At 40.5% G+C, this 19,771-nt stretch carries 17 protein-coding genes; 11 read left to right on the top strand and 6 right to left on the bottom strand.

The features are described 5' to 3' along the window. The first annotated feature begins 15 nt into the window (after nucleotides 1-15). Nucleotides 16-2,532 carry a replication restart helicase PriA gene (gene priA, locus BFP71_RS11290; protein WP_176723355.1) on the top strand — a complete coding sequence of 839 codons (2,517 nt, stop codon included), beginning with the start codon at nucleotides 16-18 and terminating at the stop codon, nucleotides 2,530-2,532. Here the strand turns inward: priA and BFP71_RS11285 are convergent. Continuing rightward, a complete protein-coding gene (locus tag BFP71_RS11285) occupies nucleotides 2,529-3,902 on the bottom strand; it encodes a cation:proton antiporter domain-containing protein (protein ID WP_069835572.1) in 1,374 nt (457 codons plus the stop codon). The genes priA and BFP71_RS11285 overlap by 4 nt on opposite strands. A 162-nt stretch (nucleotides 3,903-4,064) precedes the next feature. Between BFP71_RS11285 and BFP71_RS11280 the strand changes: the two genes are divergently transcribed. The 6 genes from BFP71_RS11280 (at nucleotide 4,065) to BFP71_RS11255 (ending at nucleotide 9,894) form a co-directional block, all read left to right on the top strand. After that, the gene (locus tag BFP71_RS11280) at nucleotides 4,065-5,423 is read left to right on the top strand and encodes a lanthionine synthetase LanC family protein (protein ID WP_069835571.1); all 1,359 of its coding nucleotides are present in this window, start codon (nucleotides 4,065-4,067) and stop codon (nucleotides 5,421-5,423) included. Nucleotides 5,424-5,544: 121 nt separating this feature from the next. After that, a complete protein-coding gene (gene folE / locus BFP71_RS11275) occupies nucleotides 5,545-6,237 on the top strand; it encodes a GTP cyclohydrolase I FolE (RefSeq protein ID WP_069835570.1) in 693 nt (230 codons plus the stop codon). Next, entirely contained in the window at nucleotides 6,234-7,745 is a 1,512-nt protein-coding gene (cysS, locus tag BFP71_RS11270; protein WP_069835569.1) for a cysteine--tRNA ligase, read from the top strand. The genes folE and cysS overlap by 4 nt, the downstream gene beginning before the upstream one ends. 4 nt (nucleotides 7,746-7,749) lie before the next feature. Then, nucleotides 7,750-8,268, top strand: coding sequence for a dCTP deaminase (dcd, locus tag BFP71_RS11265; protein ID WP_069835568.1), 519 nt, complete (start codon nucleotides 7,750-7,752; stop codon nucleotides 8,266-8,268). Next, nucleotides 8,265-8,504 carry a membrane protein insertion efficiency factor YidD gene (yidD, locus tag BFP71_RS11260; RefSeq protein WP_069835567.1) on the top strand — a complete coding sequence of 80 codons (240 nt, stop codon included), beginning with the start codon at nucleotides 8,265-8,267 and terminating at the stop codon, nucleotides 8,502-8,504. The genes dcd and yidD overlap by 4 nt, the downstream gene beginning before the upstream one ends. Before the next feature lie 178 nt (nucleotides 8,505-8,682). After that, complete coding sequence (locus BFP71_RS11255) at nucleotides 8,683-9,894, top strand: hypothetical protein (RefSeq protein ID WP_069835566.1); 1,212 nt, start codon at nucleotides 8,683-8,685, stop codon at nucleotides 9,892-9,894. A gap of 29 nt (nucleotides 9,895-9,923) precedes the next feature. Here the strand turns inward: BFP71_RS11255 and surE are convergent, their stop codons facing one another. The 5 genes from surE to dnaG all read right to left on the bottom strand — a co-directional run bounded on the left by surE (nucleotide 9,924) and on the right by dnaG (nucleotide 15,499). After that, nucleotides 9,924-10,700: a 5'/3'-nucleotidase SurE gene (gene surE, locus BFP71_RS11250; RefSeq protein ID WP_069835565.1), complete on the bottom strand. Its 777-nt coding sequence runs from the start codon at nucleotides 10,698-10,700 to the stop codon at nucleotides 9,924-9,926. An 88-nt stretch (nucleotides 10,701-10,788) separates the two neighbouring features. Next, a complete protein-coding gene (locus BFP71_RS11245; RefSeq protein WP_069835564.1) occupies nucleotides 10,789-11,448 on the bottom strand; it encodes a hypothetical protein in 660 nt (219 codons plus the stop codon). Between the two features lie 120 nt (nucleotides 11,449-11,568). After that, on the bottom strand, nucleotides 11,569-12,255 hold the full coding sequence (locus BFP71_RS11240; protein ID WP_141719742.1) for a hypothetical protein: 687 nt from the start codon (nucleotides 12,253-12,255) through the stop codon (nucleotides 11,569-11,571). A gap of 114 nt (nucleotides 12,256-12,369) precedes the next feature. After that, entirely contained in the window at nucleotides 12,370-13,512 is a 1,143-nt protein-coding gene (ribB, locus tag BFP71_RS11235) for a 3,4-dihydroxy-2-butanone-4-phosphate synthase (protein WP_088125004.1), read from the bottom strand. 49 nt (nucleotides 13,513-13,561) lie between these two features. After that, nucleotides 13,562-15,499 (bottom strand): DNA primase, encoded by a 1,938-nt coding sequence (gene dnaG, locus BFP71_RS11230; RefSeq protein WP_317040710.1) that lies wholly within the window; start codon nucleotides 15,497-15,499, stop codon nucleotides 13,562-13,564. A gap of 101 nt (nucleotides 15,500-15,600) precedes the next feature. On the opposite strand from dnaG, the gene BFP71_RS11225 reads away from it, so the two are divergent. The 4 genes from BFP71_RS11225 to BFP71_RS11210 all read left to right on the top strand — a co-directional run bounded on the left by BFP71_RS11225 (nucleotide 15,601) and on the right by BFP71_RS11210 (nucleotide 19,770). Continuing rightward, on the top strand, nucleotides 15,601-16,695 hold the full coding sequence (locus BFP71_RS11225) for an Mrp/NBP35 family ATP-binding protein (RefSeq protein WP_069835561.1): 1,095 nt from the start codon (nucleotides 15,601-15,603) through the stop codon (nucleotides 16,693-16,695). Between the two features lie 4 nt (nucleotides 16,696-16,699). Continuing rightward, nucleotides 16,700-16,936, top strand: coding sequence for a NifU family protein (locus BFP71_RS11220; RefSeq protein WP_069835560.1), 237 nt, complete (start codon nucleotides 16,700-16,702; stop codon nucleotides 16,934-16,936). A gap of 150 nt (nucleotides 16,937-17,086) precedes the next feature. After that, on the top strand, nucleotides 17,087-17,893 hold the full coding sequence (locus BFP71_RS11215) for a PASTA domain-containing protein (protein ID WP_069835559.1): 807 nt from the start codon (nucleotides 17,087-17,089) through the stop codon (nucleotides 17,891-17,893). 5 nt (nucleotides 17,894-17,898) lie between these two features. Further along, the gene (locus BFP71_RS11210) at nucleotides 17,899-19,770 is read left to right on the top strand and encodes a T9SS type A sorting domain-containing protein (protein WP_069835558.1); all 1,872 of its coding nucleotides are present in this window, start codon (nucleotides 17,899-17,901) and stop codon (nucleotides 19,768-19,770) included. The last annotated feature ends 1 nt before the right edge of the window (nucleotide 19,771 follow it).

Genomic DNA, 19,771 nt, shown 5'->3' with positions numbered 1-19,771 from the left:
CGGGATACGAACCTATTGAGTGAACTACAACTAAATATCGATGCTCCAGACAGTGGAGAGATTTACTTTGCCGATATCGCTTTGCCGATACCTATCCCTCAACTATTTACCTATCGGGTACCCACAGAATTTGTGGAACTTATGCAGCCTGGAATTAGAGTCATCGTTCAGTTTGGTCGACAAAAAGTGGTGACTGGCATAGTCGATAATATCCACCAGAAAGCACCTGAAGTATATGCCGCCAAACCGATCTTAGACGTAATGGATGGTGAACCCATTCTGACCGAAGCCCAAACCCAATTGATGAAATGGATGGCGGGTTACTACATGTGCACCTATGGAGAAGTGCTTAACGCGGCATTGCCATCAGGTTTAAAGCTGAGTAGTGAGTCGAAAATCCAACTTCATCCAGAAAAGGATTGGAATGACACACACTTCCCATTAGACGAAAGAGAACTGCTACTGCTTAATACACTTGATAAAAATGAAGCTCTCACCTATCGGGAAGCTGCAGACGCTATAGGCCTAAAAAGTGCCTATAAATACATTAAGTCTCTTGTACAAAAAGAACTCATCATTATTTACGAGGAAGTAAAAGAGCGATATAAACCAAAAAAGGTAAAAAGAGTAAGGCTTAATGAGCATTATGTAGAAAAAGAGGAGCGACTTGAAGAACTTTTTGAACGATTAGAAAAAAAGCCGAAGCAAAGTAATATTCTGCTTCGATACCTTCAGGAGATTCCCGTTTACCAAACGCCTGAAAAGAATGAAACTGGCCTCGAAAAGAGCATTTTCGCCAATGAAGGCTTTTCAGTATCCTCTCTTAATACCTTAATAAAGAACGGTGTTTTTAATGCTTATGAAGAAATTGTATCAAGATTTGGAACCTCCACTATTCAACCTTCTAAAGAGATTGAGCTAACCCCAACTCAAGAAACAGCGAAAAACGAAATCTTAGATCATTTTACGAGCAAGCCGACGGTGTTACTTCATGGTATTACTGGGAGTGGAAAAACCGAAGTATACATTAATCTCATCCAAGAAGGTCTCGAAGCTGGAAACCAAATACTTTACTTGCTTCCTGAGATTGCCTTGACCGCGCAAATTGTCAACAGACTCAGCTTAGTGTTTGGTGACAGAATGGGAGTCTATCATTCTAAATTCTCGGACAACGAACGTGTTGAAGTATGGCAAGGGCTACTCAGTGGGCGATTCGATTTCATCGTTGGGGTGAGAAGTGCCATTTTCTTACCCTTTTCGAGGCTTGGATTAATCATAGTCGATGAAAGTCATGAAAGTTCCTACAAGCAATTCGATCCTGCACCTCGCTACCATGCCAGAGATGTAGCCATTTACTTATCCCATATCCATCAAGGGAAAACCTTATTAGGATCAGCCACGCCATCCTTGGAATCTTATACAAACGCACTCCAAGGCAAGTTTGGCTTAGTAGAGCTGAATAAGAGGTTTCATGAAGCCAAACTTCCAGAAATAGAAATTGCCGACATCAGGTCTGAGAAAAAACGTAAAACCGCTGTTGGCGAGTTTTCTTCAACGCTTATCGAAGCGCTAAAAGAAGTACTGGAGAAAAAAGAGCAAGCGATTATCTTTCAAAACAGACGGGGCTTTTCAAATTACATCACCTGCGAAGATTGTAGCTATATCCCCGAATGCCCTAGATGCGCTGTTAGTCTCACTTATCACCAATATAAGAACCAGTTAAACTGCCATTATTGCGGCCATAAAGAGGCCGTTCCATTGGTTTGTCCTGCATGCGGTGGCACACGGATTCATACCGTAGGGATTGGTACAGAAAAGATCGAAGAAGAGCTCAAACTTATACTACCAGAAGCTAGAATTCAGCGGATGGATTTAGAGACTACGCGCGCTAAAAATGCTTACCAAAACATCATCCACGACTTTGAACAAGGTAACATTGACATACTCGTTGGTACACAGATGGTGAGCAAAGGATTAGATTTCGATCGCGTGAGCTTAGTTGGTGTTTTCGATATCGATCGTATGATCCACTTCCCGGATTTTAGGTCACTCGAACGTGCATTTCAGTTAACAACTCAAGTAAGTGGTAGAGCTGGACGAAGAGATGTAGAGGGAAAAGTAATCATCCAAACTCGTGACCCCGAACAAGGAATTTTAAAGCTTATCCAAAACAACGACTTCCTCAGATTTTATCAGGGAGAAATGTTTGAACGCGAGCAATACAACTACCCTCCTTTCAGTAGAATGATAAACTTGTTGGTGCGGAGCAGAGATAAAAAGCTAACAAATGAAACCGCTCGCTATCTCGCAAATATCTTGGTAGAAGATTTAGGAGCCAAAAGAGTACTTGGTCCGCAAGAACCTTTAATCAACAAGATTAGAGATAAATACTTGATGGACGTTTATCTAAAAATTGAAAAGAAATATAAAATCGAAGCTGTGAAAGATGTAATTAAAAAAGCACAGCTAGAACTCCTCAAAAAGAAAGAGTTAAGTGCTGCCGAAGTAATTATCAATGTAGATCCCTACTAACTTTTCGGCTCTTGATCTTCGGGTTCCTCATCACCTTCTTCATGCTTTTCTTCCTCGGCTAACACCTCCTTATCGGCAGCTTCTTCCGCCTCATCGCTCATTCGTGATACGAAATAAGAAACCTCCTTACTCGACTGATTATCTTTTTCCAAAGCATCAGCAATGACCTCTTCTGGAGCCAACTCTGGCTCAGTTCCACTGAAGCGGATAAGTCCCCAAGTCATAATTATACTTGTGGCAAGAATCGTTATCAAGATAATATCTGAATTAAAAGTATCGGAGGTTAAATGCGCAGGAATAGAAAAGAACAATAAAACTGTAATTAAGCCCCTAGGAGTAATAAATAGTTCGGGAAGTATGGATTTCTTGATAAAGAAAGCTTTTAGTAAAAGGAACCTTGACAAATAGAAAACCGCCACAATGATCAAACTTACGCCTACAATTTCTAGGTTTAAAAGCGCCCTAAAATCGATCGTAGTACCAAAGACCACAAAGAAAAATGTCCGCACTACAAAGGCCGATTCACGTGTAACTAAGTGTAAATCCTTTAAAATACCGCTGATCATTTTTGAGTCTACCCACGATTTAATTTTTCCAAAGAAAAACAGATTGGTATTATTTAAAAGCAATCCGAATACCAGTATAATCACCAATGAAGATAGGTGCAATTGCTTACCAATGGCATATAGTAAAATCAAAACAGCGATTAGCATAAAGAGCTTTACATCGCCAACGAGTCGCTGAAAAAGCAATACCAAAGCATAGCTAATCGCAATAGACACTACGATTGTGATAACGATGTTTCCGATAATACTGTAGACCACCGTTCCCGTATTCTCTGTACCCACATTTTCTATCAAGAAATAAAAGAACATAATCCCCAGAATATCGGAGAACGTGCTTTCGTAAATCATGAATTCCTTTTTGTCTTCGAAAAGGCCATTTACGCTTGGAATCACAATCGCGCTACTCATAATGGACAGCGGAATGGCATAAACCAAGGATATAATGGGGTCTTCTTGAAAGACTTGATTTATAATAAAGGAGATAGAAAAAGCGCAGACCATGAGCGACAATAAAGCCACCACAAACGACTTCCATATAATAGGCCATTTGTCCTTAGAGAGCTCCAAATCTATGGCGGCTTCAAGTACAATCATGATTAAACCGACTATACCAAGGACTTCTAACGTACTGAATATCAATGCATCTTGACTGTACTCATAAAAATCCATGACCAACTTGATTCCTACACCAAGCAGAATCAATAAAATAACACTCGGTACCTTAGTTCGCTTGGAAACAAAGTTGAAAATGTGTGAAAAAATGATCACACAAGACAATGCTATTATCAAGTTGTAAGCGTTCATAGTCAAGTATAGAGAAAAGTCTTTATTAAAACTCGTACTTATTCAAAATAAGTGGCACAATTGAACAAGGCCGCCTGTCAAATCTATCCGTAATACGAGGCTCAAATACTTCCAGTTACTGGAAGTCATGATTATCTTCCCCTAAGTAATAACACCACAGACATGAAAATTCGACTCAGTTTACTCGTTTTGATGGCAATACTTTTAAGTTGCCAACCCGAAAGCCCGAAGCATAACAACACTAATACAGCACTATTAACAGCAGCCCTTAACGCAGAGGCCTACCTACACGAAAACATCATTGAAGAATCACCAAATACGCTCTCTTGGAAAATGATGCCTGATAGCGCTAACTCCCCGATAGATGTTTCACTTTACTCTGGTGTTCCAGGTATCGTCCTTTTCTATCTTGAACTCTATAATGCCACTGGGAATACCGATCATTTAAATAAAGCGGAAAAAGGAGCCAATTATATGTTGGAAACTATGAGCGCCATCAAACCTAATGTCAACACAGTAGGGCTATACACTGGTATTGCAGGAATAGGCTATATGGCTTCCGAAATCTATCAAGTAACCAAAGCACCGAAGTACAAAGAAGCCATAGTGAATACGGTAGATATGTTAGCCAATTCAGCCACCAAAACAGTACATGGAGTGCACTGGGGCATGACTTCGGATATAGTTTATGGCGCTGCAGGCATTGGTCTGTACCTCAATAAAGTAGCCGATGAGTATAATATTAAAAAAGCCGATATCCTTTCCGTTCTAGTGGCAAATCAACTTTTGGAGCAATCAACGGTATCTGAAGACGGCCTTCGCTGGAAAATGAGTCCTGGTATGGATATTCATATGGACAATTTCTCTCATGGTACTGCAGGCGTAGCCTATTACTTGGCTGAAATGTTTGAAAGAACAGGAAATGAAGATTATCTGGTCGCTGCGAAAGCAGCAGGAAACTGGCTCGCTAAGTCTACCAATGACGAGGGGCTTGTTGCACATCATTTACCTGGAGGTGAAGACCTGTATTACCTAAGTTGGTGTCATGGGCCAGCCGGCACTACTCGATTATATTATGCACTTTATGAAATTACAGGAGAAAATCAGTGGCTCGACCTTATTAATAACGCTGCAAATGGTGTAATAGCACTAGAAATAGATGAGAAAAGGACGCCAGGTTATTGGAACAATGTCGGTAAATGCTGTGGTGATAGTGGTGTAGCGGAACATTATCTTTGGCTTTATGAAATCACAGGAAATGAAGATTACCTTTCATTTGCCAAGAAACTAACCCAGAATATACTTGCTGCTGCCGATAATTCAGAAGGCATTTTAAAGTGGATTCATGCCGAAAACAGAAGAAGCCCTGATGAAATTGCCGCCCAAACTGGATTGATGCAGGGAACCGCTGGTATCGGACTTTGGTTGTTACAACTAAACGCATTCGAAGAAGGAAAACCATCGCAAATTCAGTTACCAGACAAGCCCAAGGCTAAGCGTATAGAAATGACCAATGATTGATTGGTATAAGCCGATTATTTCTTCCGTATAGTGATTTTATGGTACATCAATTAATAGTACCTTTGCCAAACTTTTCTGCTCCCCGCGAGTAGAAGTACAAGACAAAAAGAACTCCGCTTAAATGAGTGATAAAACCAATAAAACGTCGGAAGAAGTTTTGAGAGAACTAGAAGAAATGGGCGATGCCCATATCATGAGTTCGATTGCAACACCCTTACGATCAGACGCTTTCGATCTTTCTGACGATGAAAAGATCGAGCAAATTCAAGGATACTTTGAAAAGATCATGCACACCTTAGGTTTAGACCTAACGGATGACAGTTTGAAAGGCACCCCAAAACGCGTAGCAAAACTGTTTGTTAACGACCTTTTTAAAGGCTTGAACGAGAAGAACAAACCCTCGATGTCGACTTTTGAAAATAAGTATCAGTACGCTGAAATGCTTGTCGAAAAAGACATTACACTTTACTCCAATTGTGAGCACCATTTCTTACCAATAGTTGGAAAGGCACACGTCGCTTACATTCCTACTGATAAAGTGATCGGCCTATCAAAGATTAACAGAATTGTAGACTACTTTTCAAGAAGACCTCAAGTCCAAGAAAGACTGGCTATTCAAATTTTGAACGAGTTGAAGACGGCCCTCGATACTGAAGATGTTGCGGTCTATATTGACGCTGAGCACATGTGTGTTAGCTCGAGAGGTGCATCGGACCAATCTTCTTCCACTGTAACAGTCGAGTACAGCGGCAAATTCAAAGAAGAACAAACAAAGAATGAATTTTTAGCCTACATCAATAACAAACTCAAATGAGTCTTTACAAACAGTATCCCATCAATGTTCAGAACACATTAACCAGTCAGAAAGAGTTGTTTACGCCACTTTCAGAAGGTAAAGTGGGCATGTACGTATGTGGGCCAACTGTTTATAGCGATGTACATTTAGGCAATGTTAGAACTTTCCTATCGTTCGACATTGTATTTCGCTACTTAACGTTTCTGGGCTATAAAGTGCGCTACGTAAGGAACATTACGGACGTAGGCCACTTAGTTGGCGACGCTGACGAAGGAGAGGATAAAATTGCGAAAAAAGCCAGGTTAGACCAGTTGGAGCCTATGGAAGTGGTACAAAAGTACACCAATGGTTTCCATGATGTGATGCAACTTTTCAACATCCTCCCTCCTTCAATTGAACCCACAGCGACGGGGCACATTGTAGAGCAAATTGCATTCATTCAACAAATTATTGAGAATGGTTATGGCTATGAAGTTGACGGTTCGGTTTACTTCGATGTCAAAAAATATAACGAGGATCATCCTTATGGCGAGCTTTCAGGTAGAAATGTAGAGGAAATGATCTCTAATACGCGTGAGTTAGCGGGACAGGATCAGAAGAAAAATTCCTTAGATTTTGCACTATGGAAAAAGGCCGAGGGTGGCCACTTAATGAAATGGCCTTCTCCGTGGGGCGAAGGTTTTCCTGGATGGCACTTAGAATGCTCTGCCATGAGTACCAAATACCTAGGCCAAGATTTCGATATCCACGGTGGTGGTATGGATTTAAAGTTCCCTCATCACGAAGCAGAAATTGCCCAAAACAAGGGCTGCAATAATCACGGCGGTGCGAAATACTGGATTCATGGTAATATGCTCACCGTTAATGGACGAAAAATGGCCAAAAGTGAGGGAAATGGCTTTACTCCAGAAGAACTATTAACGGGTAATCACAAATTATTAGAAAGAGGCTATAGCGCCATGACGGTTAGGTTCTTTATGCTCATGAGCCACTACGCAAGCACGCTAGACTTTTCAAACGAGGCACTTCAAGCAGCAGAAAAGGGTTATAAGAGATTAATGGCTAGCGTAAGTTTGATTGACAAACTGGCTGAGCCTGGAACTGGTGCTATCGATAAAGCTAAAAGTGACGCCTTAAAAGGAGGTGTCGAAAAAGCGATGATGGATTTGAGCGACGACTTCAATACCGCAAAAGCGATCGCTTCACTTTTCGATGTGAGTTCGAAAATCAATATTTTCTACCAAAACCCGTCGGAGTTAGCTCAAATCGATAAAACTACTTTCGAAGAAGCTATTGAGCTGTTTAAAGGTATAATTTCAGAAGTACTTGGGCTGCAAAATGAAAATGACGACGCTCAAGATGGCAAAGTTCTAAAGGGAGTGATTGAGGTACTTATTGAGTTGAGAAAACAAGCCAAGTTTGCTAAGAACTACGAGTTATCAGATAAAATCAGAGATGATTTAAAGGCCGTTGGCGTTCAAATAAAAGACGAAAAAGGAGGCGAAATGTCCTTCACAATAGACTAAACTTATGATCCTATCTGGAAAAGAAATTAAGCGTGAAATGGGAAAAGGCATCAATATTGAGCCTTATAACGAATCACAACTTAATCCGAATAGTTACAACCTAAAGCTACACAATGAGTTGATGGTTTATTCGAATCCAGTATTGGACATGAAGACTCCTAACCCAGTTGAGCCTTTGACCATACCCGAAGAAGGTCTCTTGCTGGAAACCGGCAAACTATATTTAGGCAGAACAGTAGAAAAAACTGAAACGTCCAAGTTTGTACCTATGCTTGAGGGAAGATCATCCATAGGTAGATTAGGGCTGTTTATTCATGTGACGGCAGGTTTTGGAGATGTTGGCTTTAACGGATTCTGGACACTGGAAATTTTCTGTGTACAACCGATCAGGATTTACGCAGGCGTAGATATTTGCCAGATATTTTACCATACCATTGAAGGTGATTTTGATACATACAAAAACGGTAAGTATCAGAACAACGATGGCATTCAAGCCAGTATGCTTTATAAAGATTTCAAATGAAAAAAGTCGTAAAGGCTATATTCATTTTCCCTATTCGTGTTTATCAATACGCTATTTCGCCACTCCTAGGAGCAAATTGTCGCTTCAACCCAACTTGTTCGGCTTACACTGTAGAAGCCATTCAAGAATGGGGACCTCTAAAAGGAATTTGGATGGGTATGAAAAGGTTTAGTAAATGCCACCCCTGGGGTGGCCATGGTTATGACCCAGTGCCCAAAAAAGGGGAAGAGAAATAAGTTAGTTAAACCTCTGGCATTTCATGGTATAATCGTTGGCCCTTGAGCAAGACGCGGCAAGATTTTTGATTAAAAACGACGATGAATTGCCTGGTTTTCTTAAGTAGTTATATGAAAGGCAATAATTGATTTAAATCGATCAGCTACTTTTATTTATCAATAAACTCTAAACAGACACATGCAACGACTTTTCACTTTACTATTCGTAATACTATTCGCGCAATCAATTCAAGCACAAGATTGGCTAGATGGCTTTATCATAACCAAAAGTGCCGATACCTTAAAAGGGAAGATTCAATATAGAACCAGCGATGTTCAGTTTCAAAAAGCCTATTTCAAAGAAAATGGAGCAGTAAAAGAATACATTCCAAGCGAAGTGCTTGGCTATGGTATCGACGGTGTTAAGTCTTATTCATCGCAAGCGGTTGATAATGAATTTGTAGAAGTTATCGCTGTTGGTAATGTCAGTCTATACCGAAAAAGAAAGACTTTATTGATTCAAAATGAGAATGGCGAAACCTATCCGCTCGTATCAAAGACAAAAACGGTAGTCAGTGAAGGAGAAACCTATGTTTCTGAAGGAAAAAAATGGAAAAGCATCGTTTATGGCATGTTATCGAGTTGCGATATCCGACCAGAAGATTTAAAGGAACTAAACTTTAACACTAAAAATATTTTAGGCCTAGTCACAAAGTATAACGCCTGTAAAAATGGGACGACTAAAACTTACCAAAACAATGGCTTGAAGACTGTTTTGGTAGATTATGGAATACATTTCGGTATTAGAAATGGAGAGCTAAACGTTTCTGCATCTGGTGGACCGGACAGACCAGTCGATACCAATCATAAATCTACCAATGCGATCATTGGAGGTTTTCTCAACTTCAGATTCCCCAATCTATCTGAGAAAATATCATTGCAAGTAGGTCTTAATTATCAAACTGTTGATCTCACTGGAAACACATTTACAACGAATGCCGATAACCCTTCTAGAACAAGCTTAGTAGTAGATAACTATGAAATAAATAGCGGGTTTAGCTCATTAGGGGTTCCTATCTCACTAAAGGCATTACTAGTAGATGGTAACATATCTGTCTTCGCTCAGTCTGGAATTGTATTCAATCAAATTTCAGGCACAAGTAGTACTAATACCAGAGTAAGAATTATTGACAATGGCGCACCCACAACAACAAGGGCTACGGAGGTATTCGACTTCGATTCTAGCGCTATTCACCCTTGGGCACGGATAGGTATCTCAAAGAGCATTCTTGGAAAATACAAGGTTGGTTTGGCATTTGACTTTATATTCTCAAATGACAACCTTCTTCTTAATCCAGATAAGTTTTCGCCATTCAATCAGACTGGCTTTTCTCTTTTGCTGAGCTACTAGTAATTAAGTTTAGATTTTTCGGAATCTGATCAGAAATCCCATTCCTCATTTATACGAGCGATGGCATGGTGCGCGGTAAGATCATACTGGCATGGAACCACGGCTACATAGTTGTGGTCCACTGCCCATACATCAGAATCTTCCCCTTTATCATTATTGACGAAGTTTCCAGCTAACCAAAAGTAAGGTCTGCCATAAGGATCTTTGCGGTGATCAAACTCTTCTTCCCAATGAGCGTTTGCCTGTCGGCAAATCTTGATACCCTTTATTTTCTCATTCTGTTTTGGTGGAAAATTCACATTTAGGGCAATCCCCTTTCCTAAACCATGTTCCAGAACTTGTTGAGAAATGTGTTTGATATAGTCTCTCGTATGCGAGAAATCAGCGTCTTGTGCAAAGTCCGATAGAGAAAAACCGATGGCTGGAAATCCTTCTATTGCACCTTCTATTGCGGCAGACATGGTACCTGAATATAAAACACTCACGGCAAGGTTACTCCCATGATTAACTCCACTAACCACCAAATCGGGCGTACGATCTTTTAATACATGGTGTTTGGCGAGTTTGACGCAGTCTGCTGGAGTTCCAGAGCACTTGTAAGAGATGACATCCAAATCCTTGAATAGCCTTGTTTTATAAAGCCTTAAAGGTTCCCCGATCGTAATGGCGTGTCCCATTCCAGATTGTGGACTATCGGGTGCGACAACAACGACCTCTCCAATTTCAGCCATCACTTCTACCAGCACTCGAATGCCGTGAGAAGTAATACCGTCGTCGTTTGATACAAGAATTAGTGGCTTGGACATAGTGCAATAATTGAGTTCCCTAAGTTCGAAACATTCAGGTTGTGTACTAGAAGACTTACGAAAAATTTATTGGAAAATTTGGTCTAAACTAAGTGCCTTGAATTTGATTATAGTATCTAACGATCTCAATAATATCCTCAACTTGATCCACCTTAAGCTTTTTATCTTTGATATACCTGCGAATCTCATTCTGTTTATTTCGGAAAGCACTGATTACCTCCTTTTTACTCGAGCCTAATAACTCCATTTTACCATTACTACTATCAACCAGATAAAATTTATAATCTAAATACCGCACTTGTACACTTCTACCCCCTATTGGGTTAAATCTTCGTGCTCCCCATCGGTAATACGGATTATCTATGGTTCTTGTGGATAAGGCTATAAATTCGCGCGCAATAAGACTTGTTCTAGCATCTACGAGTACCTCAAAAAGCTTTGGCCTTCTGTAGCCTGTTTCTGTGGTAAATGGAATTGAGAAGAATAATCGCTTTAACGCTATATCTTTTTGGAAAATATCGAATTGGCGTATTTGGTTAGCCCCATACGTTAAAGTCTTTTGGTCTACTATGACCTGGATTAAATCAGCACTTAAATCATACTTGACATTCCCATCGAGTTTGGTGCCATCCACGAGTGTAACACTCCCCTCATGCCATACTTGGCTTGGAAACTCAAATTGTTCTCGCTGCGCAATGCTTAAATGAAAGCATGAAACAAACAGTAAACTGACAATAAAAATTCTCATCGCACTAAATAAACGACAACTATTTCAAATGTTTTAAAGATAGCATCATTAAAACTTGAAAAGTAGGCCAAACGACTAAACCAACAGGTATTGAGGTAGATAGATTTTTTGAAAGAAGATTTATTCTAAGGTGTTGTAATATTCGACTAGATTAATCATTCCCCATGCATTTTTAACATCGAGCTTATTACTCTTTATAAAGGTTCTTAACTGTTTATGGTGGCCTTTAAACGACCTGACGACTTTCTTCACTCCTTTCCCGATCATCTGTACTTCCCCTTTTTTGTCGATCAAAAAAAAGTCATAGTTGGTTCTACTACCCGCGGTACGAACAGGCCGTACACCACCTACTCCTTCGGGGTCCCTGATTGACCAATTGGAAAAGATAGCTTCCTCCCTCGCTAACAAGCTCACGTCACCAGAATAGAAAATCTCGAAAAGTTTCGGTCGCTTATAATTGCCTCGCTCTGCAAAAGGAAGCGTGATAAAATATCTTTTTGTTTTATTCGCCTCTTGAAAAAAGAAGAATTGTTGTATTTGGTTGGCAACAAACGTTCTAGTAGCCCCTTTTAAGTCAAAATGAACAGCATCAGCTGTCAAATCATATTTAATTCTTCCAGTAATTCTTTCCCCATCCTTCAAGAATATTTCACCTTCATGCCAAACCTGGCTTGGATGCCCATAGATGCCTTCTCTCTTTTTGACATCCGCGTCATTCAACATTTGCTCTAATACTGCCTGATTATCTTGGGCATTACCCTCAAGAAATAAGGCTATAAACACGAAAATAATAGCTAACCTCTTCACACCGTTCAATTTTAAGTTAGAACTAAGAACGAACCAGAAGGTTCACTAAATCAAACGATTATTAGTCAAATAGTTACAGTAAATACACGAAGAATCAATTTCTGTTGAGAACAGCTATTTATCTCTTTTGAGCGGTACGTAATCTACGATCTCCAAACCGTACCCAATGATCCCTACACGTTTTTGCGGATTGTTAGAGATTAATCTCAATTTAGACACGCCCAAATCTCTCAAAATCTGCGCCCCAACACCATAATCTTTCTCATCCATTTTGACACCGAATTTCCTGTTGAGCGGCTCATCAGTAATACCCACTTGCTGCAATGTCTTCATCTCATGCAAAAGTCGTTGACCACGCGCGTTTTGATTCATATAAAGGACAACACCTTTGCCTTCATCTTCAATCATTTGCATCGCGTACTTTATTGGATTACCGGCATCGAATTTAAACCCGAAGATATCACCAAGAGTGCTAGAAGAGTGGACTCTTACAAGAATAGGCTCATCGGGCTCCCAAGTCCCCTTTACTACTGCTAAATGTACTTCTCCTGTGTTGATTTGCTTGTAAGATTGTAAATGAAAGTCACCGTAATCTGTTGGTAATTCAATTCCTAGGTCTTTTTCAACTAAACTTTCATTCTCTAATCTATAAGAGATTAAATCCTCGATCGAAACGAGTTTGAGGTTAAAACGATCGGCAACTAACTTTAAATCTGGTAGCCGTGCCATGGAACCATCTTCATTCATGATTTCCACCAGTACGCCACCCGTCTTAAGACCAGCCAGTCTCGCAAAGTCGACCGCAGCTTCAGTATGCCCAGTTCTTCTCAGTACGCCTCCACGCTTAGCTCTCAACGGAAAAATATGTCCTGGTTTACCTAATTCCTCAGGTCGCGTTTCAGGGTTGATTAACGCTTGAATAGTTTTGGATCTATCAGAGGCAGAAATACCGGTAGTACAACCATGACCAATCAAATCCACAGAAACAGTAAATGGTGTTTCATAGGCAGCAGAGTTATTCCTAACCATTAGCTCAAGACCGAGCTCGTTACATCTATCTTCCATAATAGACGCACAAATTAGCCCTCGACCGTGAGTAGCCATGAAATTGATGATCTCTGGTGTTACCTTTTCAGCTGCACAAATAAAATCACCCTCATTCTCTCTGTTTTCATCGTCTACGACAATGATAACTTCTCCATTCTTAATGGCTTCAATGGCATCTTCTATTGAATCTAATTGAATTTCTTCAGACATATCTGCGATTTTGCGTTGCAAAGGTAACAAGTAAAAGAGTGTGTCAAAATCAACGAGGAATTACCGTCCCGAGCTCAGCATCTACCTCCATTAAAAGCGTTTTTAAATGCATATACATTTTTATCAACTCTTCTTGTTCTTGCTCGCTTGAAGGCTTTTTTAATGACTCATCTGTTTGACCGATGAGCTTTTCCAGCTTCTTTTTCTTCAATCTCAAGACCATTTTATAGGCAGCTTCTGGCAGGTCTTCAGACTCATGTACCACGCCAATCCTGTGTCTTTTTTCCCAACCTTCACTCACGAAATACTTCATTTCCAGTAGGTCGATCACAAGTTTACTCATGGCAGGGTCGTTAGGACCTATAAATTGATCTGGGGCTAATTTATCTCCTCGACTTACAATCTCTGCAGCGTGGTTGAAAGTCTTCTCGATCATTTCATCTTCGAACGTGATGGATTCGGTTTCTTGAAGAATGAAGTCCGCCACCGACATTTCATCGTCATAGGCTTCATTTCCATAATTGACAAGTAACCTGAGACATTCCCTTTCAACATGATAAGAAGTATGCTTTAATTCCTCCTTTTTAGGCGGTGTAGTAGGTACTGGTTCAGCTGTCTCTACCTGCAGCTCATTCCTATTCTGTGCTTGACGATCTTTCCGCTGCTTTTGAATAAGAATTTTATTGAGCTCACTAATTAAAACTTGTTCTTCAATATCAAGCTGACTAGCACAACTCTGTATATAAACTGATCGCTTAATACCATCTGGAATTAAGGATATGCTTTCAATAACCTCACGAATAATCTGGACCTTCTTAACAGGGTCTACCTGTTTTCCACCATCCGTAAGAATGTTGGTTTTGAAAGTGATAAAATCTTGCGCGTTATCTTCCAAGTATTGCTGAAAGACCTCGGAACTCATTGATCTGGAATAACTATCAGGGTCCTCTCCTTCCGGGAAAACAACTGCCCTAACGTCTAGATCATTCTCCAGAATCATATCGATCCCGCGAAACGATGCCTTTATACCTGCGCTGTCACCATCATACAACACCGTGATATTGCGCGTATAGCGATTAATCAGTTGGATTTGCTCCTTTGTCAATGAAGTACCGCTGGAAGAGACCACGTTTTCTACTCCCGCCTGATGCATAGAAATAACATCCGTATAACCTTCCACTAAAAAGCAAGTATCAGCGTTTCTTATGGCTTTTCTTGCCTGAAAAAGGCCATAAAGGATATTACTCTTGTGGTAAACTTCCGTTTCTGGCGAGTTGATGTATTTTGGCTGTTTCTTATCCTTGCGCAGCGTTCTAGCACCAAATGCGATGACCTTACCCGCTACATTATGAATCGGAAATACAACTCTACCCCTAAAGCGATCATAGACTTTATTGGCTTCTGGCTTTAGAATAAGACCCGCCTTTTCGAGCATGGCTTCGGTATGCCCTTTAGCAGTGGCCGCTTTGAGCAAACCATCCCAAGTATCAAGCGTGTATCCTAAATCGAACTTGTCTATGGTTGATTCGGTAAACCCTCGCTCTTTAAAGTAGCTCAGTCCAATTGACTTACCTTCTTCGTGATTGTGCAGAATATCTTTGAAGTACTCGTTTGCAAAATTGAGGACTATGAATAGACTATCGCGCTCATTTTGAGCAGCAATCTGCTCATCAGTCATTTCTTCTTCCTGAATCTCTATACCATACTTTTGTGCCAAGTATTTAAGCGCCTCAATATAGTTGATACCCTCAACCTCCATTACAAAAGAAATGGCATCGCCACCTTTACCAGTAGAGAAGCATTTAAAGATTTCTTTAGAGGGAGAAACGTAGAAAGAAGGTGTTTTTTCGTTCGTAAATGGGCTTAGTGCACGATAGTTACCTCCAACCTTTTTAAGGCTTACAAAATCACCTATTACATCAACGATATCGATGCGGTTCTTAATGTCTTGTATGGTAGCGTCGTTGATGGCCATTCTGAATTTCAAATATAGCGATTGGATTCACTTTTCTTGAACTATAATCTTACGAGACTGTTAATGAAAAGTAAATCGTATGCACTTTATTTGCATCTGAAATTGAATAAGAGATGGAGTTGACTAATACCAGCGTTTTAAATGCCTTAAGACACGTAGATGATCCTGACATTAAAAAGGACTTGGTGACCTTGAATATGATTCAAGACATTGAGATTGAAGGCAATAAGCTATCATTTACTGTAATGCTGACCACTCCAGCTTGCCCCTTAAAAGAAGTCATCAAGAATGACTGCCTAAAAGCGATCGAGGAACACATTGGTAGTGATGTGGAAGTGGACATTCTCATGAGTTCACATGTAACTACCACAAGAGATAACACGCCGCTTTTGCCAGGTGTCAAAAATATTATCGCTGTCGCCTCTGGTAAAGGTGGCGTCGGTAAATCTACGGTAACTGCCAACTTAGCGGTAGCCTTAGCGCGTCAAGGAGCTAAAGTCGGCATAATCGATGCAGATATATTTGGTCCATCCATGCCCACAATGTTCAACTGCGAGCACGAACAACCAGGTATAAGAAAAGAAGGAGAAAAGAACTTAATCATCCCCATAGAACAATACGGTATCAAGTTAATTTCCATTGGTTTCCTGACCCCTGCTGAAAATGCGGTGGTTTGGCGTGGACCAATGGCCAGTAGTGCCTTAAAACAGTTTATCGGCGACACAGAATGGGGAGAATTAGATTACCTATTCATTGATTTGCCTCCTGGCACTAGTGACATCCACCTTACGCTTGTACAAACCGTACCTGTGACTGGTGTGGTGTTAGTAACAACCCCACAAAAAGTTGCACTGGCAGATGCTCAAAAGGGCTTAAATATGTTCATGCAACAACAAATCAATGTGCCAATTCTTGGGGTGGTAGAAAATATGGCGTACTTTACACCAGAAGAACTACCTGATAATAAGTATCATATCTTTGGGAAAGACGGGGGCAAAAAACTAGCCCAAAAGCATGATGTGCCATTTTTAGGGGAAATACCATTGGTACAAGGAATTCGTGAAGGTGGCGACATTGGTTATCCTGCTATTATGCAAGAAGGACCAACTTCCGATGCCTTTATGCAAGTAGCTGAAGCGACAGCCCAAAGGGTAGCGATCCGAAACGCCGAGAAAGCGGAAACGAAGAAGGTGGAATTAAAAGTTTAATGATATGTTGGACAGAGTAGAAGCAGCACTTGATAAGATTAGACCTTTTCTTATTGCAGATGGAGGTAATGTCAGGGTATTAGAAATCACCGATGATTTAGTCGTGAAATTAGAGCTTGAAGGTGCCTGTGGCACTTGCCCTATGTCACCAATGACCATGAAGGCTGGTGTAGAGGAGGCACTCAAAAGAGATATTCCTGAAATCACTGGCGTTGAGGCAATCAACGTGGCCGAAGCTTAGCCCATAAGATCGGTATGACAGGGTTGAGTTGTTTTTTCAATGACTTAATGTCGATTCCATTTTACTATCTATTCGATTAACTATCTTTGTTAAATATCTTATCGCGTTGCATAAAATGAAAAGTCTTTGCAACCGTTACATTTACTGAAGATGAGCAACAAGCCTTTTACCATTTTTCGTTTCCTCAAAAACATCGGTATTATGGCAGGTATTTTTACAGTCCTGTTACTGTTCTTTTTTTACGTTTACCTGCCAGCCACCACAAATCACAACGAGACGATCACTGTACCTGATTTGGTCGGTACTTCTTTCGATAATATTGATGAACTTTTGACCAACCGCGACCTGAGATACGAGGTTGTCGTTGATTCTGGCTATTCGGAAAGATTCGATCCAGAAACTATTCTTAGTCAAAACCCAAAAGGTGGCTCCAAAGTAAAGGAGAACAGAAAGATTTATTTGACGCTCAATGCTAATGTACCGCCACAGATAAGAATGCCTAACCTGATCAATACAGATTTATTGAATGCCGAAGACATTCTAATCAGCAATGGGCTAAAAAGAGGAGAAATTACTTATGTGCCAGATTTAAGAGAAAATGCCGTAATAAAACAGGAACTCGAAGGTGAAGAAATTGAGCCTGGTAGTATGCTCTACAAAGGATCAACGATCGATTTGATAATCGGTAACGGGGTGGGCATTGAGACCTTTCCTATTCCGGATTTTCTGAGCAAAACATTGGAAGAAGTAAAGTTCCAGGTCGAAGGCTTCGGTTTTTCGAACTTCGAAATTAACTATATCCCGAATGACACTGTCCCCGAACCAGTAGTTTACAAACAGCTACCACCGATGGGTGAAGTCGTCAGAAAGAATCAACTGGTAGAGGTTTGGATCAGTATGGAAGAACCTCCTACTGAAAATGAAGAGGGCGAAGGCGACCAAGGAGGAAATCAATAAATAAGTTGCTAAAAAAGGTCTTCATATTAACACTTATCCTTTCATCAGGTCTTTCAAAAGCTCAAATCGTAGAACGCCCTTTACCGAACAAAATAAATAAGCACACTGGAAACACCTTCGCTATAAACGAACCTAGCGCTACTTTAAATACCATCTTCTTACCCATTTGGGATGACTTTTCTACGAGTTTTCAAGTTCCCTCAAGTGAAAAATGGTTCGGTGCTAATAACGTAAGGGTCAGTAGTGGGATTGGGATCAATGCACCAAGCTTAAATGTGGCAATTTTTGATGGTGTAGATGTTAATGGCAGTCCTTATGACGCCAACAGTCTAATTAATGGGGCCACCGACAGCCTTACATCCCAGCTAATCGATTTATCGATTCTCGATGCTGATCAAGCAGATTCCGTGTTTTTGAGTTTTTTCTGGCAACTTAATGGCAATGGAGAACTACCAGATAGTGAGGATTCGCTCGTGGTACAGTTCAAAAATCCGCTCGGCCAATGGATAAATGTATGGTCACAAACAGGCGGTAGAGATAATGAAACATTAGATTTCACTCAATCGATCATTCAGGTACCAGCTAGCTATTTTACAGCCGAGTTTCAATTTAGATTTCAGTCTTATTCCAGACTTGCGGGTGCTTTCGACACGTGGCTTGTCGATTATATTTATCTCAATAGTCGTAGACATGAAAACGATATCGCATACGTAGATCGTGCTTTGACAAAAAGGCCATCTTTTCTAGTTGCCCCCTACACTGCCATGCCCACCGAACAGTTTTTTGCCAACCCAGATCGCTACTTAACTGAAACGGATGGTGAGCTTTTCAATCTTAACTCATTCTTCCAACCTATTCAGTACAGCGCCACCGTACGAGAACTTACGGAAGATGTATTGATATCTACATTAAATGATGACACTGTAGTAGACCCTTTGACAGGGCCTTTCGAAAGACGTTCTATTAGTTCTCCTGTATTAGACGACGCATTACTAGACAGCGATGCCGATTCTCTTTTATTGGAAACAACTTACTTTATCCGGTCGGGCGATAGCTTCTTTATCGAAGATATAAACCCAGGAATTGATACTACTTTCAATACGCAAATAGACTACCGATTGAATGACACGGTTAGAGTTACTACAGTGATCGATGATTTTTTTGCCTATGACGATAGTGATCCAGATTTCGCAGCAGGCATCAATCAACGAGGTGGGCAACTGGCTTACGCCTATTATGCAGAGGAAAGAGCGCTCTTAACCCATGTGGACATCAACTTTCCGTTCGTACAACAGGCAGGCGAGCCCATCGAAGTCATTGTTTGGGATAAACTCGATAATGAGCCTACCTCCATTCTCTTTCAGGATTCTTATAGCGTACTCAGACCCAGAGAAATCGGTGAATTGAACGCCTATGAATTGGATACCCCAATATTCGTACAAGACACTTTTTACATTGGCTTTCAGCAGGCTACCAATGAATTTTTAGCAGTAGGCTTAGATAAGAATAACGATACTGGAGACTTGATGTATTTTAATGTCAGTGGCGAATGGGAACAAAACGAATCTGTGAATGGAAGTTTTCTAATGCGTCCAAGATTTGATAAAACGATCGCTGAAAATTTCACCCAGCCCAACGAGATTAGACAGGAGGCACCAAATATTTATCCCAATCCAAGTCAAGGTGAGATTTTTATTGAAGGAGATGTAGAGCAAATAAAAATCTATGACAGTTGGGGACAAGAAAGCGTTTATTCTACCAGATCATCCATAAATGGCGTTTGGGTAGATTTAAGCAAGAATAAAAAAGGAATATATTTACTGAAATTTATAAAAGACGGAACGATCTTTAGCGAAAGGATCATCCTCAACAATTGAT

Source organism: Roseivirga misakiensis, from assembly GCF_001747105.1.
Taxonomy (GTDB): Bacteria; Bacteroidota; Bacteroidia; order Cytophagales; family Cyclobacteriaceae; genus Roseivirga; species Roseivirga misakiensis.
The sequence above is the reverse complement of the archived record's forward strand: the minus strand, read 5'-3'. Positions and strand labels throughout refer to the sequence as shown.